The organism is Ensifer sp. BR816 (assembly GCF_000378985.1).
GTDB lineage: Bacteria > Pseudomonadota > Alphaproteobacteria > Rhizobiales > Rhizobiaceae > Sinorhizobium.
Genome location: NZ_KB905370.1, coordinates 4884688 through 4909653 on the forward strand (window position 1 = coordinate 4884688; position 24966 = coordinate 4909653).

Here is a 24966-nt window from a genome sequence, read left to right on the forward strand (position 1 = left end):
ATGAAGATGTCCTATGACCAGAAGCGCGTCGTCGATGCCATTCGCGCCTTCGAGGCCGGCGAGATCGTCGTCGTCACCGACGATGGCGGGCGCGAGAACGAAGGCGACCTGATCGTCGCGGCGGTGCACTGCACGCCCGAGAAGATGGCCTTCATCGTCAGGCACACCTCGGGCATCGTCTGTACGCCCATGCCGCGCGACGAGGCGAAACGCCTCAATCTGAATGCGATGGTCGCCGAGAACGATTCCGCCCACACCACCGCTTTCACGGTTTCCGTCGACTTCAAGCATGGCACCACCACCGGCATTTCGGCCGACGATCGCACCTTGACGGTTAGAAACCTTGCCAATCCGAATGTTGGGGCGGCGGATTTCGTGCGGCCCGGCCACATCTTCCCACTGGTGGCGCGTGAGGGCGGCGTGTTGATGCGCTCCGGCCACACCGAGGCGGCCGTCGACCTGTGCAAGCTCGCGAGCCTGCCGCCGATCGGCGTTATCTGCGAACTCGTCAATGACGACGGCACGGTTACGCGCGGCCCGCAGGTGGACGCGTTTGCCGAGACCCACGGTTTGAAACAGGTCTCCGTCGCCGATCTCATCGCTTACCGGCAGCGCAAGGAGACCTTGATCGAGAAGGCCAACAGCTTCGACATCGACACACCCTATGGCAAGGCCAAGGGCCACACCTATTCTTTGCCCTGGGATCCGATGCAGCATCTTGCCGTCGTCTTCGGCGATGTCCGCGACGGCGTCGACATTCCCGTCCGCCTTCACCTCGAGAATGTCGGCGCGGACGTCTTCGGCAATGATCGCCAGATCGACGAGATCATGAAGCGCATCGCTGGAGAGGGCAGGGGCATCATCGTCTATCTGCGCGAGGGCTCGGTCGGCGTCGGCGTTTCGCAGACTGCGCGAAAGGGCAAGCACGAACGCGAAGCCCATACGGAAGCACAGGCGCGCGAGAGCGAATGGCTCGAAATCGGTCTTGGCGCGCAGATCCTCAAGGACCTCGGCATCACCTCCATCCGCCTGCTCTCTTCGCGGGAGCGCCACTATGTCGGCCTCGAAGGTTTCGGCATCAAGATCGCCGCGACCGAGATCCTTTAGCGACGGCACCGCCAGCCAACAAAAAGCCGCGCACCCAAAAGGAGCGCGGCTTTTTCATTTCATTGGGTACTCAAGGAAACTACGGCAGTGCATCGTAGCCCTCGCCGAAACCTTTGAGGTCGACCGGAATGCCGATCCCTTCCTCCGGCGACTGGAAGACGATGAAGGTCGCCGTCGCGCCGGCGCGCATCGTCTTCAAGAGCTCGTCCTCGAGCACGACCTCGGCATAGCAGCCGTCGGAGAAGCACCGAACGAAATAGGCGCGTCCGATGTCCTTGCCGTCGACATTCAGGCCGAGGCCGTTGGGCAGCAGTACGCCGAGGGGTGCCAGGACGCGAAGGATCTTCGCCTTGCGATCGGCAGTCTTGAGCACGACGACGGAGAGCCCGACCTCGGGCCGGTCCTCGGCGATCACGTTCTGCATCAAAGCGCATTGCTCGGCCGAGGCGCCGGCCGGCTGATCGCAGACGATCGACCAGGCACCGTGGTTCGACTTTACCGTCCCGGGTGTCGCGGCGGATTGCTGCGCCATGCTTGCGGCGGGAAAGACGAAGGCGGCAATTCCGAGCGCGATCAAAGCGGGCAGCCGGGAGAAGAGGGACAGGCCCATGTAAACCTCAAAACGTCGAATCATTCGGGCTATTCTTGAAGTGCGCAGATATAAATGAAAAGCCCTGCTTCTTACATTCCAGCGGCATATGGCCGAAATTGGGCTCTCTCTCGCCGTATCAGGCGCTCTCGACGTTTTGCCTGAGCCGGCCGCCTGTGGACGGGAGCCTCGATGTGGCGGCGTAGGCCGTGCACGGACCGGCGCTCTAGCACAATCTTTGATACCGCGCGAAGGGGGCAGCGAGAAAACTTGGCTTTGTGCAAAAATGCCGCACGAGGTTCATTGCACAGATGTTGCGGCGCTGGTCAAACTGTGGTTTGAAGCGCTTCCAGTATCGCAGGGATTCTGCGTTCCGGGTTTGATCCTGATCAAGCGCATTGGGGAGACGTAATTGTGAAAAACAAGGCCTATGCAGTTCTGGCAGCGCTTGCCTGTCTGCTCTTTGCTTCGAGCGCCTTCGCTGACAAGCCTGTCGACTGGCAGACGAGGTTTCAGTCGGCCGCGACCGGCATCATGGAAGAAATCACGTGGTTTGAACAATACACACTGTGGTTCATCATTCCGATCACCCTCCTGGTCCTCCTGCTGCTGATCATCGTCGTCGTGAAGTTCCGCGAAGGCGCCAATCCCGTCCCCTCGCGGACCAGCCACAATACGCTGATCGAAGTCATCTGGACCGTCGGTCCGGTGATCATTCTGCTGTTCCTGGCCGTCCCCTCCTTCAAGCTTCTCAACGAGCAGCTCACGCCGCCGCAGAATCCGGATCTGACCGTCAAGGCGACCGGCAACCAGTGGTACTGGTCCTACGAGTATGAAGTCGGCGAGAGCCCGCTTTCCTTCGACAGCCTGCTGTTGAAGGATGAGGATCGCGCAGGTCTCGGCAAGGAAGACAAGGCCGCTTATCCGCGCCTGCTCGCCGTCGACAACGAAGTCGTCGTGCCGGTCGGCAAGACCGTCCGTCTCCTCGTCACCGCGGCCGACGTCATTCACGCCTTCGCCATGCCGGCTTTCGGCGTGAAGATCGATGCCGTTCCGGGCCGCCTTAACGAGACCTGGTTCAAAGCGGACCGCGAAGGCCTCTACTATGGCCAGTGTTCCGAGCTCTGCGGCAAGGATCACGCCTATATGCCGATCGCCATCCGCGTGGTCCCGCAGGAAAAATACGACGCCTGGCTCGCTGCCGCCGCCACCAATCTCGGCGAGGCGAACAAGGCGCTCATGGCGTCCGTCGACGGCGCGGCCAAGGCCGTTGACGTCGCCGCAAACGCCGCACAGTAATCGGAAGGGGAGCTCGACCCATGGCTGGAACAGCCGTTCACCACGATCAACGGCATGATCATTCCGATCATGCCCATGCCGACCACGCGCACAAGCCGCTGACCTTCTTTCAGCGCTGGTTCCTGTCCACCAACCACAAGGACATCGGCACGCTCTACCTGATCTTCGCGATCATCGCCGGCCTCATCGGCGGAACGCTGTCGGTCTTCATGCGCGCCGAATTGCAGGAGCCGGGCATCCAGATCTTCCACGGCCTGGCGCAGATGGTCTACGGCTTCGAGGGCGATGCTGCCATCGACGGCGGCAAGCACATGTTCAACGTCTTCACGACCGCGCATGCGCTGATCATGATCTTCTTCATGGTCATGCCGGCGCTGATCGGCGGCTTCGCCAACTGGATGGTGCCGATCATGATCGGCGCGCCGGACATGGCCTTCCCGCGCATGAACAACATCTCGTTCTGGCTGATCGTGCCGGCCTTCCTGCTCGTGCTGCTTTCGATGTTCGTCGAAGGTCCGGCGGGCGCTTACGGGGCCGGTGGCGGCTGGACGATCTATCCGCCATTCTCGACGTCCGGCATGCCGGGACCGGCCATGGATTTGGCGATTCTCGGCCTGCACATCGCCGGCGCCTCGTCGATCCTCGGTGCCATCAACTTCATCACGACGATCCTGAACATGCGCGCCCCGGGCATGACGCTGCACAAGATGCCGCTCTTTGCCTGGTCGGTTCTGATCACCGCCTTCCTGCTCCTGCTGTCGCTGCCGGTTCTGGCTGGCGCCATCACCATGCTGCTCACCGACCGCAATTTCGGCACGACGTTCTTCGCGCCCGAAGGCGGCGGCGATCCGATCCTGTTCCAGCACCTGTTCTGGTTCTTCGGACACCCGGAAGTGTACATCCTGATCCTGCCGGGCTTCGGCATCGTCAGCCACATCATCTCGACCTTCTCGCGCAAGCCGATCTTCGGCTATCTCGGCATGGCCTACGCCATGGTCGCCATCGGCGCCGTCGGCTTCATCGTGTGGGCGCACCACATGTACACGGTCGGCATGTCGCTCGAGACGCAGCGCTACTTCGTCTTCGCGACGATGGTCATCGCGGTTCCGACGGGCGTGAAGATCTTCTCCTGGATCGCGACGATGTGGGGCGGTTCGATCCGCTTCACCACGCCGATGGTCTGGGCAATCGGCTTCATCTTCCTGTTCACCGTCGGCGGAGTCACCGGCGTTCAGCTGGCCAATGCCGGCCTCGACCGCGCCCTGCACGACACCTACTACGTGGTAGCTCACTTCCACTACGTCCTGTCGCTCGGCGCCGTCTTCGCGATCTTCGCGGCCTGGTACTACTGGTTCCCGAAGATGAGCGGCTACATGTACTCCGAATTCCTCGGCAAGCTGCATTTCTGGGTGATGTTCGTCGGCGTGAACCTCATCTTCTTCCCGCAGCACTTCCTGGGCCTTGCCGGCATGCCGCGACGCTACATCGACTATCCGGATGCCTTCGCCGGCTGGAACCTGGTTTCGTCCTACGGCTCTTACATCGCGGCCGTCGGTGTGCTGATCTTCCTCTTCGGCGTCGTCGAGGCCTTTGCGAAGAAGCGCGTCGCAGGCGACAATCCGTGGGGTGAGGGGGCCAATACGCTCGAATGGCAGCTTTCCTCGCCGCCGCCGTTCCACCAGTGGGAACAGCTCCCGCGGATCAAGTGACGGACAACGAACAGGAGCCGCCGGTTACGGCGGCTTCTCCCCGCCGGCCTTCCGGCATGATGCGGCCTGTCCGGCCGCAGCAGAATCGGGAAAGAGACATGACGCTCATCGACAATCACGAGGCAGTCGGCATGGAAGGCGCACCGCGCCTGTCCGAGGCCTCTGCGCGCGATTACTTCGAGCTCCTGAAGCCGCGCGTCATGTCGCTCGTCGTGTTCACGGCCTTTGCCGGCCTCGTGCTGGCGCCCGGTTCCATCAATCCCTTCATCGGCTTCATCGCCATTCTCTGCATCGCCATCGGCGCCGGCGCCTCCGGTGCGCTGAACATGTGGTATGACGCCGATATCGATGCAGTGATGAGCCGGACCGCCAAGCGTCCCATTCCCGCCGGCAAGATCCTGCCGCAGGAGGCGCTCGGCTTCGGCCTCACCTTGTCGGCGTTTTCGGTGATCATCCTCGGGCTCGCCGTCAACTGGCTCGCAGCCGGGCTGCTCGCCTTCACGATCTTCTTCTACGTGGTCATCTACACGATGTGGCTGAAGCGCTCGACGCCGCAGAACATCGTCATCGGCGGTGCCGCCGGCGCGTTCCCGCCGATGATCGGCTGGGCCTGCGTGACCGGCGGCGTGTCGGTCGAAAGCATCGTGCTCTTCCTCATCATCTTCCTTTGGACGCCCGCCCACTTCTGGGCGCTGGCGCTGTTCAAGATGGGCGACTACGGCGCCGTCGGCGTGCCGATGATGCCGAACGTCTGCGGCGAGGCGACCACCAAGCGGCAGATCGTCGTCTACGCGCTTCTGACGGCGTTGAGCGGCATCTGTCCCACCCTGCTCGGCTTTGCGAGCCTTGGGTACGGAGCCTTTGCCACGGTCCTTGGCCTGGGGTTTGTCTGGTATTCGCTCGCCGTGCTGCGCATGCCCGAAGGCGACAAGCGGATGCTGCCGGCCAAGAAACTCTTTGCTTTCTCGATCGCCTATCTTTTCGCGATCTTCTCAGCCCTGCTTGTCGACTACGTGATCGCGCAGGTCTGGCTGAACGCCGGAGGTATTATCTGATGGAAACCGTCAAGCTCAGCGAAACCCAGAAGAAGTCCCGCCGCGGCCGCAACATCGCGCTCGGCCTGGTGCTCGCGGGGCTCGTCGCACTGTTCTATGTCGTCACGCTGATCAAGTTCGGCGGCGGCATGGCCCATTGAGGTGCGGCGCATGACGGACACCCCGCAAAAAGCCCGGAAGGAACGCGCCAACGGCGTCATCGTCGGCGCCTGCCTTGCCTTCGTGGCCGGCATGGTCGGCATGGCCTATGCGGCCGTTCCGCTCTACGACATGTTCTGCCGGGTAACGGGCTACAACGGCACGACGCAGCGGGTCGAGCAGGCCTCGGACGTCATTCTCGACGAGACGGTCAAGGTCACCTTCGACGCCAATGTCGGGCCGGGCCTGCCATGGGATTTCACGCCGGTCCAGCGTGACATCGACGTCAGGATCGGTGAGACCGTGCAGGTCATGTACCGTGCCAAGAACCTTTCGTCGAAGCCGACGACCGGCCAGGCCACCTTCAATGTGACGCCGATGGCGGCGGGCGCCTATTTCAACAAGGTGCAATGCTTCTGCTTCACCGAAACGACGCTCGAACCCGGTGAAGAAATGGAGATGCCCGTCGTCTTCTTCGTCGATCCGGAGATCGTCAAGCCGGTCGAGACCAAAGACATCAAGACACTGACGCTATCCTACACCTTCTATCCGCGCGAGCCGTCGAAACCGGTGGCCGCGGCGAAGGACGAGGAAACTGAGAACAGACTTTGACATGAGGTCCGTTTCGGCTATGCCGGACGGGCACAAGAGAGGACCATCGGGGATTACTGACATGGCCGGAGCGCATCAGAAGAATCACGACTACCACATCATCGATCCGAGCCCGTGGCCGTTGCTCGCCTCCATCGGCGCCTTCGTCATGGCTTTCGGCGGCGTCGGTCTCATGCGCTACGTTGCCGGCGGTTCGTTCAAGCTGTTCGGCCTGGAACTCGCCAATCCGTGGGTTTTCGCGATCGGTCTGGCGATCGTTCTCTACACGATGTTCGGCTGGTGGTCGGATACCATCCGGGAAGGCCGTGAGGGGCACCATACCCGAGTCGTTTCGCTGCACCTGCGCTACGGCATGATCATGTTCATCGCCTCCGAGGTGATGTTCTTCGCCGCCTGGTTCTGGGCCTTCTTCGATGCGAGCCTGTTTGCCGGCGAACCGATCCAGGCCGCTCGCGCCGCCTATACCGGCGGCGTCTGGCCGCCGAAGGGCATCGAGGTCCTCGATCCCTGGCACCTGCCGCTCTATAACACCGTCATCCTGCTGCTCTCCGGCACGACGGTCACCTGGGCGCACCACGCTCTGCTGCACGACGACCGCAAGGGGCTTGTCTACGGTCTGACGCTCACGGTGTTGCTCGGCGTTCTCTTCTCCTTCGTCCAGGGCTATGAGTACGCGCACGCGCCGTTCGCCTTCCGCGATTCGATCTACGGCGCCACCTTCTTCATGGCGACCGGCTTCCACGGTTTCCACGTTTTGGTCGGGACCATCTTCCTGCTGGTCTGCCTGTTCCGGGCGCTCGGCGGCGGCTTCAGTCAGCAGCATCATTTCGGCTTCGAGGCGGCAGCCTGGTACTGGCACTTCGTTGACGTGGTCTGGCTGTTCCTCTTCTTCTCCATCTACATTTGGGGTGGCTGGGGCGCGCCGATCGCGCACGGCTAAGACGGGTTCGTTACTGTGAAAACGGGGCGGCTGCTGCGAGGCAGCCGCCCCGTTTTGTTCACGACGATTGCATGGTTGGACGATGAAAAGCACCTTTTCGTTACCGCTCGCTGCCGCACTCCTACTGTCGCCGCCGCTTTCGGCCCTGGCCGACGAAACTGCGGATAAGGTTGTCGTCTACAAGGAACGCCGTGTGCTGCAACTCTTCCAAGGCGAACGGCTCCTGCGCGAATTTCCGATCGCGCTCGGCGGCAATCCCGTCGGGCACAAGGTGCGCGAAGGCGATCGAAGGACGCCGGAGGGGCGCTACGTTCTCGACTGGCGCAACGACGCGAGCAGCTTCTACCGGTCGATACACATCTCCTATCCGGCACCCGAGGACCGGGAGGCGGCCGCTTCGAAGGGCCTCGATCCCGGCGGCATGATCATGATCCATGGTCAGCCCAACTATTTCGGCTGGCTCGCCTTTTTGACGCAGATGTTCGATTGGACGGACGGCTGCATTGCGGTTACCAATGCGGAGATGGACGAAATCTGGGACATGGTTCCGAACAGCACGGCGATCGAGATCAATCCATGAATGACGACAAGGCGCTGTACCCGCCGGTAGACCCGATCACGACCGGGATCAGGGGACTTTGCCCGCGCTGCGGCCAGGGCCATCTCTTCGACGGTTTCCTGAAGGTCCGACCGGCCTGCGAGAGTTGCGAGCTCGACTACCGCTTTGCCGATTCCGGCGATGGCCCCGTCGTTTTCGTCATCCTCATCGTCGGCTTCGTCGTGCTCGGGGCGGCGCTCTGGATGGAGGTCAGCCTCAATCCGCCGCTGTGGCTGCACTTCCTGCTCTGGATACCCTTGGCGACGGCATTCAGCCTTGCTCTCACACGAATGCTGAAGGGCCTGCTCATCAACCTCCAATATCGCAACAGCGCGCGATCGGGCGAAATCGACCGTGGCTGAGGTTCGGTCGGCCCCGCGCGGCCCTCTCGGTCGGATTGCCGGTTTTGCAGCGGTCGCGATCGCTTTCGTCGTGCTTGTCTCGCTCGGCACCTGGCAGGTGGAGCGGCTATACTGGAAGGAAGCTTTAATCGCGGCCATTGCCGAACGACGCTCGGCGCCGCCGGCCTCACTCGGGGAGATCGAGGCCATTGCTGCGACGGGAGAGGACATCGACTATCGCGCCACGCGCGTTTCCGGCGTCTACGACCACGGCAAGGAGCGGCACTTCTTCGCCACTCATGAAGGCCGGACCGGTTACTACGTGTTCACGCCGCTGATGCTCGCGGACGGCCGCGCCCTATTCGTCAATCGCGGCTTCGTGCCGTTCGAGATGAAGGAGGCCGCGACGCGTGCCGAGGGACAGGTTGCCGGAACAGTGACGATCGATGGCCTGGCGCGCCCGCGGCTTTCGGAAAAACCGTCGTCGCTGGTGCCCGACAACGACATCGCCAAGAACATTTTCTACTGGAAGGATCTCGATGCGATGGCACGCGCCGCCGGCATCGCCGCGGACCGTGTCGTTCCATTCTTCCTTGACGCGGACTCTTCCGAAAATCCGGGCGGCCTTCCGATGGGCGGCGTGACGCAGTTCGACCTGCCAAACAACCATCTCCAATATGCGCTCACCTGGTATGGGCTTGCGGGAGCATTGGTTGTGGTTTGCGGCGCGTATGCTTTTCGCCATCGACGCAGAGACTATTCCGAAAAGTGAATCGGGGGACAAATGGGTATTCTCGCCGCTATCCTGATAGCGTTTGCCGCATTGCTGCACGTCGGCTTCCTCGTGCTCGAAATGTTCCTCTGGACGAAACCCCAGGGGCGGGCGGTCTTCCGGATGACGGCGGAGCGGGCCGAGACGACGCGGGTGCTTGCCGCCAATCAGGGGCTCTATAACGGATTCCTGGCCGCAGGCCTGCTCTGGTCGCTGCTCCAGCCCGAAGCGGCCTTTGCCCTGCAGTTGAAGGTCTTCTTTCTTGTGTGCGTGATCGTTGCCTCTATATATGGCGCATGGTCGGTCAAGCCTCGCATTCTGCTCGTGCAGGGCGGACCGGCAATGCTTGCGCTCCTGTTCGTTCTATTGGCGTCCTGACCCATGGCCTCACCCCCGGCAGCAAAATCCCCGATCACCATACGTCTCTGCGGGCCGCGTGGCTTCTGCGCCGGCGTCGACCGGGCCATCCAGATCGTCGTGCTGGCGCTCAAGGAATTCGGCGCCCCGGTCTATGTCCGCCACGAGATCGTGCACAATCGCTACGTCGTCGAGGGGCTCGAGGCCAAGGGAGCGATCTTCGTCGAGGAGCTCGACGAGATCCCGCCGGAGCACCGCAAGCAGCCCGTCGTCTTCTCCGCCCATGGCGTGCCGAAATCCGTGCCGGCCGACGCGGATCAGCGCAATCTCTTCTATCTCGACGCCACCTGCCCGTTGGTCTCGAAGGTCCACAAGCAGGCAATGCGCCACCACCGGCTTGGGCGGCATGTGGTGCTGATCGGCCATGCCGGACATCCGGAGGTCATCGGCACGATGGGGCAACTGCCGGAGGGGGCGGTCTCCCTCGTCGAGACGGTGGAGGACGCCGATGTCTATGTGCCGCCCGATCCGGATAACCTCGGTTTCGTCACGCAGACGACGCTGTCCGTCGATGATACCGCAGGGGTCATCAAGCGCTTGCACGAGCGTTTTCCGAACCTGACGGCGCCGGCAGCCGATTCGATCTGCTACGCCACGACCAACCGGCAGGAAGCGGTCAAGCAGGCCGCCCCCGGCTGCGATCTGTTCCTGATCGTCGGTGCTCCCAATTCCTCCAATTCCAAGCGGCTCGTCGAAGTGGCGCTGCGGGCGGGGGCCAGGCATTCCGTGCTGGTGCAGCGTGCCTCGGAGATCGACTGGGATACCCTCGGCGACATCGCGACGGTCGGTCTGTCGGCGGGGGCCTCGGCGCCGGAGGTGATCGTCAACGAGATCATCGAGGCGTTCCGCGAACGCTATCACGCGAAGGTCGAGCTCGCCGACACGGTCGAGGAAAACGAGAACTTCCTCGTCAATCGCGAGCTCCGCCATGTCGAACTGACCGCCGCCGACATGGCCTTCGTCAACGGCGAATAGAGCGGAACGAGAAAACGTTCCGCGCCAACCCCTTGGATCCTGTCTCCGAAAGTAGCGACCTTGGCAGTTTACACCGATATCACGGAAGATGAGTTGGTCCGCTTTCTCGCGGCCTATGAGGTGGGGGTGCTGACCTCCTACAAGGGTATTGCCGAAGGCGTCGAGAATTCGAACTTCCTCCTCCATACGACCAAGGGTGCCTACATCCTCACGCTTTACGAGAAGCGGGTGAATGCCGACGACCTGCCGTTCTTCCTGGGTTTGATGCATCATCTCGCCGAAAGAGGGCTCTCCTGCCCGCTGCCCTTGCCGCGGGATGATGGCGCGCTTCTCGGCACCCTGTCCGGCCGGCCGGCCGCCGTCATCTCCTTCCTGGAAGGCATGTGGTTGAGGAAGCCGGAGGCGCAGCATTGCCGCGAGGTCGGCCGAGCGCTCGCTTCGATGCATCGGGCCGGCGAAGGTTTCCCCTTGAAGCGCGCGAACGCGCTGTCCGTCGGCGGCTGGCGGCCACTCTGGCGGAATTCGGAAGCGCGCGCCGACGAGGTGCAAGCCGGGCTGAGGGAAGAAATCGCAGCGGAGCTCGCCTATCTGGAAGCGCACTGGCCAAAGGGGCTGCCGGAAGGCGTGATCCATGCGGATCTCTTCCCGGACAATGTCTTCTTTCTGGGCGACCGCCTTTCCGGTCTCATCGACTTCTACTTCGCCTGCAACGACTTCTTCGCCTACGACGTCGTTACCTGCCTGAATTCCTGGTGCTTCGAGAAGAACGGCTCCTACAACATCACCAAAGGCATGGCCCTGCTTTCCGGTTACGAAGGCGTGCGGAAGCTGACGGCCGAGGAGGTCGCAGTCCTACCGCTGCTCGCCCGCGGTTCGGCGCTACGCTTCTTCCTGACGCGGCTCTACGACTGGCTGATGACGCCGCCCGGCGCGCTGGTGGTCAAGAAAGACCCGCTCGAATACTTGACGAAGCTGCGCTTCCACCGCGCCGTCGTCTCCAGCGCCGAATACGGCCTGAGGCGCGACGAGGCCTCGCAATGAAGCACGTCGACATCTTTACCGACGGCGCCTGCTCGGGAAACCCCGGACCCGGCGGCTGGGGCGCGGTGCTGCGCTACGGCGACGTGGAAAAGGAGATGTCCGGCGGCGAGGCGGAAACGACCAACAACCGCATGGAACTGATGGCCGCCATCTCGGCCTTGAACGCGCTGAAGCAGTCTTGCGAGGTCGATCTGCACACCGACAGCAAATATGTCATGGACGGCATCTCGAAATGGATCCACGGCTGGAAGCGCAACGGCTGGAAGACCGGCGACAGGAAGCCGGTTAAGAACGGCGAACTCTGGCAGGCTCTCGACGAGGCGAGGGACCGCCACCAGGTGACCTGGCACTGGGTCAAAGGCCACGCCGGCCATCCGGAGAATGAGCGTGCCGATGAGCTTGCGCGCAAGGGCATGGAGCCGTTCAAGAAAACACGCCGCACGAATGCTGCGCTCTGACAAGTGAAGGCGGGCCCGCTCAGGCCCGCCCCGTTGACACTATCTCAAAATCAAAGCTGTTCCAGCATGGCTGCCGCGCCGGAAACGGTCGCCTGGCCCGGGGAGTCTTCGACGTTCAGCGCCTTGACCACGCCATCCTCGACCAGCATCGAGTAGCGCTTCGAGCGGAGGCCGAGCGTGCCGGCCGACAGATCGATATCCAGGCCAAGTGCCTTGGTGAAGGCGGCGTTCCAGTCGGACAGGAAATGGATCTTGCCCATGCCGCCCGACGCCGTTGCCCAGGCGCCCATCACATGCAGGTCGTTGACGGCGACCACGGCGATATCGTCGACGCCGCGGGCGAGGATCGCATCGCGGTTCTCAAGATAACCAGGCAGATGGTTGAGCGAGCAGGTCGGGGTAAATGCCCCCGGCACGGCGAAAAGCACGACGCGCTTGCCCGCGAACAGCTGGTCGGCGGTGATCTCGACCGGGCCGTCGGCGGTTTTTTCCTTGAAGGTTGCGTTGGGCAGCTTGTCTCCGACAGCGATGGTCACATTTCTCTCCTCGATTTCAACTCACGGCTCGGCAATGGGGCGTGCCGCGCCTGCGAGCGACTATAGGAGCGCGTCAGTCAAAGGCAAGGGTGGTTTCCATGCTGCGAGCGCCGGCACGCACGGTGAGCGTGATCGGTTTGCCGGCCATCGTCGGCTCCTTGCCGGCGAGCTTCACCGGAATGTCGATGCGCCGCTCGGCGCCCGCCGGATCGCCCGCGACCGGTGCTCCGAAGGAGAGACCCGCGGGGCCGGCCAGGAAGATCTCCGGTTTGCCTGCGCCTTGCGGCAGCCGGAGGTCAAGGCGGATGATGCCAGCATCCTCGTCGAAATCTGCCTTCGCGATCCTGAAGTCCTCGGAAGGCGGCTCCGGAAGCGATGCGACAGCCTTCTCAATGCGGACACTGTCCAGAGGATTGTCGAAATCGCCGCTTTTGAGCGCCAGATCGAGTGTCCCTTGAAACGGAATGCAGATGTCTTGGCAAACGCCGAGGAACACGGAAACGCGGACCGCCAGGTCCTTTTCGCCGCTTACCCGTCTGAGCGCAAGCGGGAAGGCAACTGAGCTGTCGTAGCCCACATAGCGCCCGGGTCCCTCGCCAAAGGTCTTCGGTGCGGGGAACCGGATCGATTCCAGCGCGACGCCGCCGGCCGGATCGAGCGTGATCTGCGGCGGTATTCCGCTCGCCCCGGGATCGCGCCAGTAGGTCTTCCAGCCCGGTTCGAGCTTGATTTCGAGAATCGCGGGAATGGAGCCGTCCGGTTTCGGCTGGGAGGCGACGAGGCGGATCGCGCCGCCAGGTGAGGTCACCCATGCACTGGTGGCGGCCTGCGACGGGACCGGCAAAAAAATAGCGGCGAGAAGGCTTGCCTTCGCGAGGCGCTGGGCCATCTTCTTTCTGGTTCGGCGTCTGGTCATGAGCTAGCACTAGCGCGTTTCAGCATCCGTCTCCAGCCGCCCGCGAGAGGTCGGCGATCATATCTGCTTGATCGGCGATTTCGGGTGACGGATGCCGCCCGTTTTGGGTTCCAACCTTGCGGCCAGATTGTCTTTGTTCGCTGGAGATCGAAAGCAACGCGAAAGAGCGTCGCGCGTGCAAATTCAGGCCGGCGCGACGTAGAGACGCTTTTCATTTCGTACCGAATTGGTAGGCTGTCTTCGTTATGGCGACAAAAATGCAGCAGAAGATACGCGAACGCGGCTTCCTTGACGGTCAGTTCCTGATCGCCATGCCCAGCATGTTCGACGCCAATTTTGCCCGCACGGTGATCTTCGTCTGCGCCCACTCGGAAGACGGGGCAATGGGCTTCGTGCTGAACCGGCCTCAACGGCTGACCTTTCCCGACGTGCTCCTGCACCTGCAACTGCTTGATTCCGACGAAGTGATCCGGCTGCCTTCGGCAGCGCGCGAATTCCAGATCCAGGCTGGCGGCCCCGTCGAGACTGGCCGTGGCTTCGTCCTGCATTCGGACGACTATCTGAGCGATTCGAGCATTCCGGTCAGCGACGATATCTGCCTGACGGCGACGCTCGACATCGTCAAGGCCATTTCGCGCGGCGAGGGGCCCCTCAAGGCCACGATGCTGCTCGGCTATGCCGGCTGGGGACCGGGCCAGCTCGAAAACGAAATCGTCAGCAATGGCTGGCTCACCTGCCCGGCGCGCGAAGAGCTGATCTTCGGCCGCGACCTCGATGAGAAATACGACCGAGCGCTGGCGCTGATGGGCATCTCGTCGGCAATGCTCTCCCCCGACGCCGGCCACGCCTGATCGAAGGCTTCCCCGATTACGCTCGCTTCATGAGTGGAAATCGCTCCTTCAGGAGCCGCAGGATCGACTCCGGGCCGACGGGCGGGCCGAACAGGAAGCTTTGGCCATAATCGCAGCCCATCTGCGCAAGCTGGATCGCATCCTCCTCCGACTCGATGCCTTCGGCAACGACCCGCATGTCCAGTTCGCGCGCCATGGCGATCACCGAGCGCAGCACGACACCGCGCTTGTCGCTCGGGTCGCGAACCAGCGCCTTGTCGATCTTGATCGTGTCGAAGGGGAAACGGGTCAGGTAGGAAAGCGAGGAATGGCCGGTGCCGAAATCGTCGAGGGCGAGCCGTAGTCCCGATTCCTTCAGCTTTTCGAGCACGAGCCGGGCCTGTTCCGGATTTTCCATCACCAGCGATTCGGTCAGTTCCATCTTCACCTTGGCAGGATCGCAGCGGTTCTTGTTGAGGATGGCGCGGACATCGTCATAGAGCCCGCTGTTGAGGAGCTGCGCACTCGAAAGATTGATCGAGACGAAAATCGGCAGATCGCCGGTCTGGACCTGCCATTCGGAGAGATCGCTCGTCGCCTGGTCGAAGGCGAACATGCCGAGCTGGTTTATGATGTCGGAATTTTCCGCGATCGGGATGAACTCGGTCGGCGAAATACTGCCGCGCTTCGGATGATCCCAGCGCATCAGCGCTTCGAAACCGGCGACCTCCGCGTCGCTGAGGCGGACGATGGGCTGGTAGACGAGCGACAGTTCCTTGCGTTCGATAGCCCGCTTCAGGTCCGCTTCGAGCTGAAGGCGATCCGATCCGGATGTCCGGAAGGCTGGCCGGAAGGGTTCGACACGATGGCCGCCCTCTTTCTTGGCGCGGAACATCGCAAGCTCGGCATCGTCGAGCAGGCTTGCGGCGCTCTGCTCCTGATCGAGCCACGATACCAGTCCGATCGAGGCGGTGAGGTTGATCTCGCGGTTGCCGTAGTTGAGAGGCACCATGATCGCCTTGCTGATGGCATCGGCAAAATCGGCGATCTTCGCCGGGTCGCGCTCGGACATGAGGATCAGCCCGAACTGATCGCCGCCGAGCCGGGCGAGCGTGTCCTGCGGGCGCAGCAGCCGGCGCAACCGCCGCGTCAATGCAATCAGAATATTGTCGCCGGCTGCGATTCCAAGCAGGTCGTTGACCTGCCTGTAGCGGTCGATGTCGATGGCGAGAACCGTCGGCCGCGTCGCGGTGGTGCCGTCCGACATCAGCAGGATCGCCTGTAGGCGGTCGAGGAACACTTGCCGGTTCGGCAGGCCCGTCAGGTTGTCGAGGAGTGCGTTCTGCAAGAGCCGCTCGACCGAATTGCGCTGTTCGGTGATGTCGACGATCGTGCCCACGCAGCGGATGATCTCGCCATTGGCGCCGAGCACCGGCCGTGCCCGGATAGACAGCCAGTGATAGTGGCCGTCCTCTGCCCGTGCGCGAAATTCATGGTTCAACCGGCCGCGCCTGTGTTCGAGAAGCACGTCGAGCGTCGCCCGGAAACGGTCGCGGTCATCCGGGTGCAGCCGCGGTACCCAGTTGCGGACCGGGCCGTTCATGGTGCCGAGCGACAGGCCCAACTGATGCGAAATATCCGGAATCGTCACGACGCGATCGCGCGCCACGTCCCAGTCCCAGACGGTGTCGCCCGAGCCGGTCAGCGCCAGCGCCTGCCGCTCGAGGTCCGAGAAGAGGCCCTGCTGGTAGGCGCCGCCGGCAAAGGCGTGCTGCATCACCGTGAAGCCGATCAGGAGGACGATCAGCACCAGGCCGCCGCCAAGCGCCGGCTGGACGATGTCGTTGGCGAGCTGCCCGGTGACCGCGAGCCACGCCCCGAAAAGCCAGACGAGGATCAGCAGCCAGGCCGGGACGAGAAGGATGGCACGGTCGTAGCGGTTGAAGCCGAGATAGGCGATCAGCACGATGCCGACCGTCGCCGTCAGCGCAAAGGAAAGCCGCGCGATGCCCGACGCAATCGCCGGATCGTAGACGGCGACGCCGAACAGCAAAGCCAGGCCGAGGATCCAGGCGAGCGTCGCATAGCCAAGATGCTGGTGCCAGCGGTTCAGGTTGAGATAGGTGAAGAGGAAGATCACCAGGCCCGCCGCCAGGAAGACTTCCGTTCCGGCTCGCCATATGCGCTCGTCATCTGCCGTCACGCTGATCAGCTTCGATAGAAAGCCGAAATCGACGCAGATATAGGCAAGCACGGCCCAGGCGAGTGCCGCTGTCGCAGGCAGCATCGAGGTGCCCTTGACGACGAAGAGAATGGTCAGGAACACCGCGAGCAACCCGGCAATCCCGAGCACGATGCCGCGATAGAGCGTAAAGGCGTTGACCGTGTCCTTGTAGGCGTCCGGCTGCCAGAGGTAGATCTGCGGCAGCTCCGGTGTCGCAAGTTCGGCAACGAAGGTGATGACGGCGCCGGGATTGAGCGTGATACGGAAAACGTCAGCCTCGTCGCTCGGTTGCCGGTCGAGCGCGAAACCCTCGCTCGGTGTGATCGACAGCACGCGTTGCGAGCCGAGGTCCGGCCAGAACAGTTTCGAATTGACCAGCCGGAAATGCGGCGCGACGATCACTCGCTCGAGCTGTTCTTCGGAAACATTGGCGAGCGCGAAGACGGCCCAGTCGCCCTGGTGGTTCTCCGTGCTCGACCGGACCTCGATGCGCCGCACGATGCCGTCGGTTCCGGGAGCGGTGGAAACCTGGAAAGCCTCGCCCCGTCCGGAATAGATCTCCGTCGTCGTCGTCAGGTCGAGCGCAGTATCTTCGCGCGAGATCTTCACCGGTTCGAGGGCATGGGCGACGCCCCCCGCGACGCCGAAGAGGAAGACGAGAAATGCGACCAGAAAGGCCGTCAGCCTTGCGGCTGGCCATGCGAACGGCTTGCGGGTCAGGGGCATCAAAGGGGCATATTCCTGTTCGGTACGGCATCCGCGGACAGAAGCGAAAACATCAGGTGATCGCGCCACTGGCCGTTTATCTTCAAGTACTGTCTCAAGTAGCCTTCGCGCTCAAAGCCGGCCTTTTCAAGGAGCCGAATGCTCCGAGCGTTTTCTGGAATACAGGCTGCTTCGATACGGTGCAACTCGAGGGTCGAAAAGATGTAGGGGATCGTCAGCTTCAGCGCCTCGTACATGTGGCCCTGGCCCGAATATTTCTGCCCCATCCAATATCCGATCATGCAATTCTGCGCCGCGCCCCGGCGGATATGGCCGATCGTCAGGCCGCCGAGCAGGGTCTCGTCGGGTTTGCGCAGCAGGAACAGGGGCACCGCCTGCCCGGAAGCATATTCCTGTTCGTTGCGGATGACGCGGCTGCGAAACGCGCCCTCGGTCATTTCGTCGGTCCGCCAGGTCGGCTCCCACGGCTCCAGGAAGCTGCGGCTCGCGCTGCGCAATTCGTACCATTGCCGATAATCGGAATAGCGGGGCAGGCGAAGAATGTAGTCCTTATTGGCGATCTCGACCGATTCGGGCTGCCGTGACAGGAACCGAAAAACCGATCGTGCCATATATGCCTCCGGGCCAAACTCGCATGCCTGCGGGCGGAGGTCGCTTCACGCTTTTTCTCATCCCGCTCGGCTCAACTTACGCAGCCGGGCCGAGGTTTCAGCCCGGATCGCGCCATCATTCAACGATTTCGAAGGCGCTGTGTCATTGTGGAGCGTTGCACAAGTTAACGCCTAAATCGAATCCGATTTTGGCGATATGCGAGAAAATCACGGGTCTCGCGGGCGCTTGCGCCCAATCCTGCAACGACATTCGCTGGGTTCAGGGTCCACCCTGACCTAGACCCGGAGGCGAGGCGCCTCCAGCAGGTGCTAAGTCTAGCCTGCGAGGGCGTGGACGGCTGCGGGCTTGATGTTCAGCGACGACACGATATCGCTCATCGGAGCGAGTTGCTCGAGGGGACCGATCGCCGAAAGTGTCGGGGCCGTATCGAAGAAGAGCCGGCCGGCGAGGTCGGTCAGCCGTTCTATGGTGATCCCGGACAGACGTTCCATCAGTTCGTCGTTGGGAATGGGGCGTCCGTAGAGCATCATCTGGCGGGCGATCTGGCCGGCGCGCGCCGCCGGGCTTTCCTGCCCCATCAGCAATTGCGCCCGGATCTGCGCGCGAGCACGCTCGATTTCCTGCTGATCGATGTTCGTCGAGGACTTGCGCAGCTCCTCGATGATGACCGGCATCAGTTCGGGAAGGTTTTCTCCGCCGGTTGCGGCGTGGACGCCGAAGATGCCGGTATCGGAGAAGCCCCAATGGAAGGCATAGACCGAATAACAGAGACCGCGATGTTCGCGCACTTCCTGGAAGAGGCGCGAGGACATGCCGCCGCCGAGGATGTTGGCAAGGATCTGCGAACAGTAGAAATCCCGGGCGTGGTAGGCCCTGCCTTCGAAGCCGAGCAGCACCTGCGCATCCATCAGGTCGCGGCTCTCGCGGCTGTCGCCGCCGGTGTAGTGTGCCGTCTCGAGGACGGGAGACGCAAGCGGCGAAACCGGCAGGGCGGAAAAGCGTTCTTCGACCTGGCGCACGATCGCGTCATGTTCGACTGCGCCCGCGGCCACGATGAAGGTCCTGTCGGTCGTATAGTTGCGGCCGAGATACTGCCGGATCTGGTCCGCCGTGAACGACATCACCGTTTCGGGGGTGCCGAGGATCGGCCGGCCGACAGTCTGGTCGCGGTAGGCGGTCTCGGCGAAGCGGTCGAAGACCACGTCGTCCGGCGTGTCGTCGGCCGCGCCGATCTCCTGCAGGATGACATGCTTCTCGCGCCGAAGCTCCTCCTCGTCGAAGGTCGATTCCGTGAGGATATCCGCAAGAATGTCGACCGCCAGCGGCACGTGGTCCTTGAGCACCCGGGCATAGTAGGAGGTCGTCTCGGTGGAGGTGGCGGCGTTGACCTCGCCGCCGACGTTTTCGATCTCTTCGGCGATCTGACGGGCACTGCGCCGTCTCGTCCCCTTGAAAGCCATGTGCTCCAGCAGATGCGCTATTCCGTGTTCGTTCACGGTTTCGTTGCGCGAGCCGGACTTGATCCAGACTCCGAGCGCCACGCTTTCCAGATGCGGCATCCGCTCGGTTACCACCGTCAGCCCGGAAGGGAGCCGGGTGCACTCAACTTTCATCATCCGTGTCTTTCGTTCGTTCTAGTCCCGAACGCGGGTACGCTCGCCGATGAAGGTTTCGACGTTTTTCAGCTCCGCATCAAGGATATCGAAACGCTCCGCCCTAGTCATGAGATCAGCAAGCCACGTTGGAAGCGCGGGGTCAATACCACTTGCCGATTTTACCGCGTCGGGAAATTTTGCGGGGTGGGCGGTCCCGAGCGTCACCATCGGTGCCGCCGGCTTTTCGTGCCTGGCCGCGACTGAGACGCCGATTGCCGTATGCGGATCAAGGAGATAGCCCGATTTCTCAAACGTGTCGCGGATCGTCGCGGCCACTTGCTTTTCCGAGGCACGGCCGGCGCGAAATTCCTTGCGGATTTTTTTCAGCGCGCCCTCATCGATGGCGAAGGAGCCGGATTGCTTGAGGCTCGCCATTGCGGCGCGCACCTTGGAAGCCTCGCGCTCATAGGCTTCGAAAAGCAGTCGCTCGAAGTTGGACGAGATCTGGATGTCCATCGAGGGCGCGGTCGTCGCCTTGACTTCGCGCATCTCGTAGCGGCCGGTCTTCAGCGTGCGCGCCAGAATGTCGTTCTCGTTGGTCGCGATCACCAGCTTGTCGATCGGCAGGCCCATGCGCTTGGCGACATAGCCGGCGAAGATGTCGCCGAAATTGCCGGTCGGCACCGTGAAGGAGATCTTCCGGTCCGGACCGCCGAGCGCGATTGCCGTCGTGAAATAGTAGACGATCTGCGCCATGATGCGCGCCCAGTTGATCGAGTTGACGCCCGAGAGCTTGACGCGGTCGCGGAAGGCCGTGTCGTTGAACATGGCTTTGACGAGGTTCTGGCAATCGTCGAAATTGCCCTTGACGGCGATCGCATGCACGTTCGACGCACCGGCGGTCGTCATCTGCCTCTGCTGCACCGGCGAAACCTTGCCGTGCGGGAAGAGGATGAAGATGTCGGTTCGGTCCCGGCCGGCAAAGGCGTCGATCGCGGCACCTCCCGTGTCACCGGACGTGGCCCCCACGATCGTCGCCCGTTCGCCGCGCTCGGCAAGCACGTGGTCCATGAGACGCGCCAGCAGTTGCATGGCGACGTCCTTGAAGGCGAGCGTCGAACCGTGGAAGAGTTCCGCGACGAAAGAGTTGGGACCGGTCTGGACGAGCGGTGCAATGGCCGGATGGCGGAAGGTGGCGTAGGCCTCGTCGATCATCCCGCGGAGCTTGGCCGCCGGAATTTCGCCGTTCATGAAGGGTTCGAGAACGGTGAAGGCGATTTCCTGATAGGATTTGCCGCGCAGCGCCCGGATTTCCTTCTTCGAGAAGGTGGGCCATTCCTTCGGCAGGTAGAGGCCGCCGTCACGGGCAAGTCCCGCCAGGAGAGCGTCGCAGAAACCAAGGGGCGCTGCTTCCCCCCGCGTCGAAATATACTTCACCTTCTTCATCCTTCGTTACCGCATCTCAAAGTTACAGCGGCCATGTAGGCCGACGGCCCGCGTTCCTAACCGGCGCTATCATGCCGGCGTTGCGTATCCTTTAAGGGAGAACTGCCGCCCGGGCACCTATTTGTTCGAATTCGCCGAAAATCGCGCGGCCATTCTTGTCACCATGGCAAATTTCCAAATTCCGGAAATTGGGGCTTGCGACGGCCGACCGGTCGATTTTTCGATTCGCCGCTGCTATAGACGATGCCCGAAGGCCGAGAAAGGCCATCGTCGGTCTGGAGGAGGAGGGGCTAGTGCATGGGCTCCTGCTTCAGGCGCAGAGGGGATCGCGACAGCTTTGGCCCATCGGCCGCAACTGCCGTGGTCTGGAAGTTTCACCGGTTCAGTAGAGGTTGTGCAACGTGTCTGGCAATGTGTCTCGCCATCTTCTCGTAATGTCTGTCCTTTTGGCCGTCGCCGGCTGTACCAAGACGCAGGACGGCGGCGCCATCGAAGCGGGCGGCAGCGCGGCCGCGCCAACTCCCGCTGTGATCCAGGCGGCATGCCCGCCCGTGTCGCTGAGAGACGGTACGGCCTCCTATCGCACCTATGCGAAGGGCGGCAAGGACGATCCGACCAAGGTGGTCTACCAGGCGTCGCTTGCCGACACCACGCGGCAGTGCGTGCAGAGTGCCGACTCCCTGACGGTGACGGTGGTCGCCCAGGGCCGTGTCGTGGCCGGTCCCGCAGGTGGCCCGGGCAAGCTGACGATGCCGATCCGTGTGGCAGCGACCGACGGCGAAAAGACGCTCTACTCCGAATTGACGCAATTCCCGGTCGAAGTCCCGCCGGGCAGCACCAACACGCAATTCATCTTCACCAAGGCCAATGTCACCCTGCCGGCCGGAGCCGGATCAGATGCCAAGATCTTCGTTGGCTTCGACGAGGGGCCGGCGAAGAAGAAACAGTAGCAGGCGTCGCGGGAGTCCGCGCGGAGGCAGATGTCGTCCGAGTCCAGCGCTTGGAAACAAACGCCGGGGTCTAGCCCCGGCGCTTCCGCCTGTCAGAACAGACTTACTCCACAGCGACGCTCTTGCCGGCTTCCCATTTGTAGAGCGAGAAGCTCGGCGAGGTGAGGTCACCGGTCTCGCCATAGGTCAGCTTGCCGATGACGGTGTCGATCGCTTCGCCGGATTTGATCGCGGTCGCAACCGCGGCCGCATCCTCGGCGGAGCCCGCCTTCTCGATGCCAGCCTTGAGCACCTGGACGGCGGCATAGGCGTTGAGCGTGAAGGCTTCCGCCGGGATGTTCTTCACATTGAGCGCCTCGATCACCGGGGCGGCGGCCGGGTGGCGGGTGGCGTCGCTGGCATTGGTGTAGATCGTCCCCTCGGCAGCGTTTCCGCCGATCGCCCAGAACTCGGTATTGGAGAGGCCGTCGCCGCCGATGAGTTGCGCGTTTACGCCCTGGTCGCGCATCTGGCGGATCATCAGGCCCGCTTCGGCGTGATAGCCGCCAAAATAGACGACATCGACATTCTCGGACTTGAGGCGTGTGACGATGGCGTTGAAGTCCTTCTCACCCGCGTTCAAGCCCTCGTATACGACTTCCGTGATGCCGCCTGCATTGATCGCCGCCTTGAAGCCGTCGGCGAGGCCCTTGCCGTAGGCACCCTTGTCGTGCAGCACGGCGACGCGCTTGTCCTTGAGGTTCTTGACCGCGTAGTCGGCGGCGACGACGGCCTGCTGGTCGTCGCGGCCGCAGGTGCGCAGCACGTTCCAGAGCCCGCGGGTGGTGAGGTCCGGCGTGGTCGCAGTGGGAGTGACCATCAGGATTCCGTTTTCAGCGAGCACGTCGGATGCCGGCATGGCCGTGCCGGAAAGCACCGGCCCGACGACATAGCGCACGCCTTCGCCGGCAAGCTGGTTGGCGACGGAGACGGCTTGCTTGGGTTCGCCGGCGTCGTCGACGATCTTGATGACGACCTTCTCGCCCTTGATGCCGCCGGCATTGTTGATGGCTTCGACCGCTGCCTCGGCGCCGTTCTTCACCTGTTCGCCGAAGGCCGCAACCGGGCCGGTGAGCGGGGTGATAACGCCGAGCGTGATGTCGGCATGGGCGAGCGGCGCAAATGCCACGCCGGCCGCCAGGGTCAATCCGGTCATTAGTGAAAGACGCATCGCGTTTCCTCCTTGGGAATATTGCCTGCAGCGCCGATGCACGAGGGCCGCTGCAGCACCTTGAACTGCTGTCCCGAGATCGGTTCCGACTTGCGGGAGGATGCAGTGGTCGGTCTTGATATAGCCCTCGCAGGCCGTCCGAAAAGTCGCTGAATCTTGGAGGAGGGCCGTGCGTCTGACATGCGGCATGCCGCCTTCGCGCGTCGGCCGGGCGCGGGTCATGGCCCCTCTTGCGCAGATCACCGGCACAAAGCGCGATCGGACCCGTGGCCGAGGAGAATCAGGCCGTGAGAGACTCGGACCATTCGGCAAGCGCGGCGATGACGCCCGGCAGCGCCGCCATGCGCGAGACGACGGTCTCGGCACCGGCATCCGTCAGCTTGTCGGCATGCGACGGATAGGTGTGCGAACCGCCCGTGAAACCGACGACACGCATGCCTGCGGCGCGCGCGCCATGGATGCCATGAACCGAATCTTCGATGACGAGGACGCGGGACGGGTCGACGCCGAACTGGGCGGCGCCGTGCAGGAAGATATCCGGCTTCGGCTTGACCCGGTCGGGTCCGAGGTCGCGCGCCGAATAGATATGCTTGCCGAAGTGATCCCTGATGCCGACCTTGCCGAGCATTGTCGCCAGGCGCGCGGAAGTGGAGTTCGAGCAGATGCAGTGCGGCAGGGTGAGGTGCATCAGTACAGGCTTGACGCCCTCGATGATCTTGACGTCGCGGGCGAGCCGCTTGTCGAGGATGGTGTCGACCCGATCGATCAGCGACGCGGAGAGCGGTATGCTGGCTTCCTTTTCGATCGTCAGAAGCGTGTCGCGCCAGGTCAGGCCGGCGAAGCGCTCATTCATTTCTTCGACGCTGATCGGATAGCCGGCCTCGCTCACCAGTTCCGCCTGCACTTCCGAGGCGATGATTTCCGAATCGACGAGAACGCCGTCGCAGTCGAAGATGATGAGGTCGATACCGATCATTTTGCGTCCTTGGGAAACGGCGCCGCTGCCAGGGGAGGAGGCTGAAGTGCGGCGTGAAAATAGGGCCGCGGCAGATTTATACGATGGCAGAACAAAGCTCAACCTTTGGAAATCGTCCTGCAGAGGGTGCGCCTTGCTCGACAGGCCGCGGCCGCGCCTCTATCTGTAGCGCATGAAGAAGGAACACGACGACACGCTTGCGAGCCGGATCAGCCGGGCGCTTGCCGAGAGGATCATCTCGGGCGCCCTGTCTCCGGGCGAGCGCTTGCGTCAGGATCACGTCGCCGAAGAGTTCGGTGCCAGCCACGTGCCGGTGCGCGAGGCCTTCCGGCGCCTGGAGGCGCAAGGGCTTGCCGTCAGCGAGCCACGCCGGGGCGTGCGCGTTGCGTCCTTCGATCTCAAGGAAGTGCGCGAGGTGGCGGAGATGCGCGCGGCGCTCGAGGTGCTGGCGCTCCGCCATGCCATACCGCATCTGGCACCCGCCATTCTCGATCGCGCCGAGGCGGCAACGGCGGCCGCGGACAGATCCCGCGACGTGCGCAGCTGGGAGGCGGCAAATCGTGCGTTCCACCGCCTGATCCTCGAGCCCTGTGCCATGCCGCGCCTGCTTGCCGCGATCGACGATCTTCATGCGGCAAGTGCCCGTTTCCTCTTCTCCGCCTGGCGCTCCAGCTGGGAGGCGCGCACCGATCACGACCACCGCGCGATCCTGGCGGCCCTGCGCCAGGGAAGGGGCGAAGAGGCTGCGACGATACTCGAGCGCCATGTCGGCTGGATCGGCAAGACGCCCATCAAGACCGCAGGCGGCGAAATCCGCGACGCTTTTTCGATCGTCGGCTAAGGCCTTATTGACGTAAACTCCTGCGGCAAGTTGGAAAACGGGGTGGCCATGTT

At 62.9% G+C, this 24966-nt stretch carries 26 protein-coding genes; 17 read left to right on the plus strand and 9 right to left on the minus strand.

What is annotated here, in order from left to right; all coding sequences use genetic code 11:
* Positions 1-6 precede the first annotated feature (6 nt).
* On the plus strand, positions 7-1107 hold the full coding sequence (gene ribB, locus RHIBR816_RS0123360; RefSeq protein WP_026187349.1) for a 3,4-dihydroxy-2-butanone-4-phosphate synthase: 1101 nt from the start codon (positions 7-9) through the stop codon (positions 1105-1107).
* Between the two features lie 79 nt (positions 1108-1186).
* Here ribB and RHIBR816_RS0123365 read toward each other — a convergent pair whose 3' ends face one another.
* Positions 1187-1717, minus strand: a complete 531-nt coding sequence (locus RHIBR816_RS0123365; RefSeq protein ID WP_018239026.1) for an invasion associated locus B family protein — start codon at positions 1715-1717, stop codon at positions 1187-1189.
* 393 nt (positions 1718-2110) lie between these two features.
* Between RHIBR816_RS0123365 and coxB the strand changes: the two genes are divergently transcribed.
* The 13 genes from coxB to rnhA all read left to right on the plus strand — a co-directional run bounded on the left by coxB (position 2111) and on the right by rnhA (position 12051).
* On the plus strand, positions 2111-2995 hold the full coding sequence (coxB, locus tag RHIBR816_RS0123375; RefSeq protein WP_018239027.1) for a cytochrome c oxidase subunit II: 885 nt from the start codon (positions 2111-2113) through the stop codon (positions 2993-2995).
* Positions 2996-3015: 20 nt separating this feature from the next.
* On the plus strand, positions 3016-4704 hold the full coding sequence (ctaD, locus tag RHIBR816_RS0123380) for a cytochrome c oxidase subunit I (protein ID WP_018239028.1): 1689 nt from the start codon (positions 3016-3018) through the stop codon (positions 4702-4704).
* Between the two features lie 98 nt (positions 4705-4802).
* Positions 4803-5759 carry a heme o synthase gene (locus tag RHIBR816_RS0123385; protein WP_018239029.1) on the plus strand — a complete coding sequence of 319 codons (957 nt, stop codon included), beginning with the start codon at positions 4803-4805 and terminating at the stop codon, positions 5757-5759.
* Positions 5759-5899 (plus strand): hypothetical protein, encoded by a 141-nt coding sequence (locus tag RHIBR816_RS0123390; RefSeq protein WP_018239030.1) that lies wholly within the window; start codon positions 5759-5761, stop codon positions 5897-5899. The genes RHIBR816_RS0123385 and RHIBR816_RS0123390 overlap by 1 nt, the downstream gene beginning before the upstream one ends.
* 10 nt (positions 5900-5909) lie before the next feature.
* Positions 5910-6509 (plus strand): cytochrome c oxidase assembly protein, encoded by a 600-nt coding sequence (locus RHIBR816_RS0123395; RefSeq protein ID WP_018239031.1) that lies wholly within the window; start codon positions 5910-5912, stop codon positions 6507-6509.
* Between the two features lie 61 nt (positions 6510-6570).
* Positions 6571-7449: a cytochrome c oxidase subunit 3 gene (locus RHIBR816_RS0123400; RefSeq protein WP_018239032.1), complete on the plus strand. Its 879-nt coding sequence runs from the start codon at positions 6571-6573 to the stop codon at positions 7447-7449.
* Positions 7450-7531: 82 nt separating this feature from the next.
* Positions 7532-8029: a murein L,D-transpeptidase family protein gene (locus RHIBR816_RS0123405; protein ID WP_018239033.1), complete on the plus strand. Its 498-nt coding sequence runs from the start codon at positions 7532-7534 to the stop codon at positions 8027-8029.
* Complete coding sequence (locus RHIBR816_RS0123410) at positions 8026-8409, plus strand: DUF983 domain-containing protein (RefSeq protein ID WP_018239034.1); 384 nt, start codon at positions 8026-8028, stop codon at positions 8407-8409. Before RHIBR816_RS0123405 ends, RHIBR816_RS0123410 begins: the two co-directional genes overlap by 4 nt.
* Positions 8402-9160, plus strand: a complete 759-nt coding sequence (locus tag RHIBR816_RS0123415) for an SURF1 family protein (protein WP_018239035.1) — start codon at positions 8402-8404, stop codon at positions 9158-9160. Before RHIBR816_RS0123410 ends, RHIBR816_RS0123415 begins: the two co-directional genes overlap by 8 nt.
* A 12-nt stretch (positions 9161-9172) precedes the next feature.
* On the plus strand, positions 9173-9538 hold the full coding sequence (locus tag RHIBR816_RS0123420) for a DUF1304 domain-containing protein (RefSeq protein ID WP_018239036.1): 366 nt from the start codon (positions 9173-9175) through the stop codon (positions 9536-9538).
* A 3-nt stretch (positions 9539-9541) separates the two neighbouring features.
* Positions 9542-10552, plus strand: coding sequence for a 4-hydroxy-3-methylbut-2-enyl diphosphate reductase (ispH, locus tag RHIBR816_RS0123425; RefSeq protein WP_018239037.1), 1011 nt, complete (start codon positions 9542-9544; stop codon positions 10550-10552).
* 60 nt (positions 10553-10612) lie between these two features.
* A complete protein-coding gene (locus tag RHIBR816_RS0123430; RefSeq protein WP_018239038.1) occupies positions 10613-11593 on the plus strand; it encodes a homoserine kinase in 981 nt (326 codons plus the stop codon).
* Positions 11590-12051: a ribonuclease HI gene (gene rnhA, locus RHIBR816_RS0123435; protein ID WP_018239039.1), complete on the plus strand. Its 462-nt coding sequence runs from the start codon at positions 11590-11592 to the stop codon at positions 12049-12051. Before RHIBR816_RS0123430 ends, rnhA begins: the two co-directional genes overlap by 4 nt.
* Before the next feature lie 50 nt (positions 12052-12101).
* Here the strand turns inward: rnhA and RHIBR816_RS0123440 are convergent, their stop codons facing one another.
* Positions 12102-12587, minus strand: coding sequence for a peroxiredoxin (locus RHIBR816_RS0123440; protein WP_018239040.1), 486 nt, complete (start codon positions 12585-12587; stop codon positions 12102-12104).
* 73 nt (positions 12588-12660) lie between these two features.
* A complete protein-coding gene (locus RHIBR816_RS0123445; protein ID WP_018239041.1) occupies positions 12661-13503 on the minus strand; it encodes a protein-disulfide reductase DsbD domain-containing protein in 843 nt (280 codons plus the stop codon).
* Between the two features lie 245 nt (positions 13504-13748).
* Between RHIBR816_RS0123445 and RHIBR816_RS0123450 the strand changes: the two genes are divergently transcribed.
* The gene (locus RHIBR816_RS0123450) at positions 13749-14354 is read left to right on the plus strand and encodes a YqgE/AlgH family protein (protein WP_026187350.1); all 606 of its coding nucleotides are present in this window, start codon (positions 13749-13751) and stop codon (positions 14352-14354) included.
* Positions 14355-14370: 16 nt separating this feature from the next.
* On the opposite strand, the gene RHIBR816_RS0123455 is transcribed toward RHIBR816_RS0123450, so the two are convergent.
* The 4 genes from RHIBR816_RS0123455 to thrC all read right to left on the minus strand — a co-directional run bounded on the left by RHIBR816_RS0123455 (position 14371) and on the right by thrC (position 20936).
* Complete coding sequence (locus tag RHIBR816_RS0123455; RefSeq protein ID WP_018239043.1) at positions 14371-17283, minus strand: EAL domain-containing protein; 2913 nt, start codon at positions 17281-17283, stop codon at positions 14371-14373.
* The gene (locus tag RHIBR816_RS0123460) at positions 17283-17894 is read right to left on the minus strand and encodes a GNAT family N-acetyltransferase (protein ID WP_018239044.1); all 612 of its coding nucleotides are present in this window, start codon (positions 17892-17894) and stop codon (positions 17283-17285) included. Before RHIBR816_RS0123460 ends, RHIBR816_RS0123455 begins: the two co-directional genes overlap by 1 nt.
* Before the next feature lie 315 nt (positions 17895-18209).
* Positions 18210-19511 (minus strand): pitrilysin family protein, encoded by a 1302-nt coding sequence (locus RHIBR816_RS0123465; protein WP_018239045.1) that lies wholly within the window; start codon positions 19509-19511, stop codon positions 18210-18212.
* Positions 19512-19529: 18 nt separating this feature from the next.
* Positions 19530-20936: a threonine synthase gene (gene thrC / locus RHIBR816_RS0123470; protein WP_018239046.1), complete on the minus strand. Its 1407-nt coding sequence runs from the start codon at positions 20934-20936 to the stop codon at positions 19530-19532.
* A gap of 401 nt (positions 20937-21337) precedes the next feature.
* On the opposite strand from thrC, the gene RHIBR816_RS0123475 reads away from it, so the two are divergent.
* Entirely contained in the window at positions 21338-21886 is a 549-nt protein-coding gene (locus RHIBR816_RS0123475; protein ID WP_026187352.1) for a hypothetical protein, read from the plus strand.
* A gap of 103 nt (positions 21887-21989) precedes the next feature.
* Here the strand turns inward: RHIBR816_RS0123475 and RHIBR816_RS0123480 are convergent, their stop codons facing one another.
* Positions 21990-23096 carry an ABC transporter substrate-binding protein gene (locus RHIBR816_RS0123480; protein WP_026187353.1) on the minus strand — a complete coding sequence of 369 codons (1107 nt, stop codon included), beginning with the start codon at positions 23094-23096 and terminating at the stop codon, positions 21990-21992.
* Between the two features lie 280 nt (positions 23097-23376).
* Positions 23377-24072: an HAD family phosphatase gene (locus tag RHIBR816_RS0123485; RefSeq protein WP_018239049.1), complete on the minus strand. Its 696-nt coding sequence runs from the start codon at positions 24070-24072 to the stop codon at positions 23377-23379.
* Between the two features lie 172 nt (positions 24073-24244).
* Between RHIBR816_RS0123485 and RHIBR816_RS0123490 the strand changes: the two genes are divergently transcribed.
* A complete protein-coding gene (locus RHIBR816_RS0123490) occupies positions 24245-24913 on the plus strand; it encodes a GntR family transcriptional regulator (protein ID WP_018239050.1) in 669 nt (222 codons plus the stop codon).
* Positions 24914-24966: the final 53 nt, after the last annotated feature.